Origin of the sequence: Metalysinibacillus jejuensis (genome assembly GCF_003057615.1) — a bacterium.
Lineage (GTDB): Bacteria > Bacillota > Bacilli > Bacillales_A > Planococcaceae > Metalysinibacillus > Metalysinibacillus jejuensis.
This window is the reverse complement of record NZ_QAFW01000148.1, coordinates 1-577: the sequence shown is the minus strand read 5'-3', so window position 1 is coordinate 577 and position 577 is coordinate 1. Positions and strand designations below refer to the sequence as shown.

Sequence of the window (577 nt, the reverse complement as noted above, 5' to 3'; positions counted from 1 at the left end):
ATCCCCCACAGCAAAACATGGTATATTTCATGACCAATACAGCCATGATACAACAACATTGTCCTGCTTTTGTTTTTACAGATGCTCATGCTATAAGAAGACTAACGAATTTTTATGAGGAATTAACCGATTTGGATAAAATTGATTGGCCAATTATGAAAGCGACAATATGGACAGATACTGATGAGGATCCCAATAGAAAGGCCCGAAGACAAGCCGAGTTTTTAGTACACAATGAGGTCCCACTTAAGGCTTGTTTAGGTTTTGCAGTATACAACGAGCAAATAAAGCATAGGGTAGAACAACTTTTACAACAAAACGGTATTTCATTACCCGTTGCTGTACGGAAACAATTTTATTTCTAAAGAGGTGAGTATAATGATTCAATCTGTCAAAGGTAATTTGCTTGAAGATTCAGCTGAAGCATATGTAAATACAGTAAATACAGTAGGTGTAATGGGAAAAGGAATTGCCCTTCAGTTTAAACAAGCTTTCCCTGATGTGTTTAAACAGTATGAGAAAGCCTGTAAAAAGGGGCTTGTGCAAGTGGGTAACATGCATGTCACTGAAGTTGTAG

At 37.3% G+C, this 577-nt stretch carries 2 protein-coding genes; both read left to right on the top strand.

Going from position 1 to position 577, the window contains the following annotated elements:
• Positions 1–365 (top strand): DUF4433 domain-containing protein (locus tag DDE80_RS14540; protein ID WP_153060934.1); only part of this gene is annotated, 365 nt, incomplete at its 5' end.
• Positions 366–378: 13 nt separating this feature from the next.
• Positions 379–577: macro domain-containing protein (locus DDE80_RS14535; RefSeq protein WP_201261549.1), on the top strand; the 199-nt coding region annotated here is incomplete at its 3' end.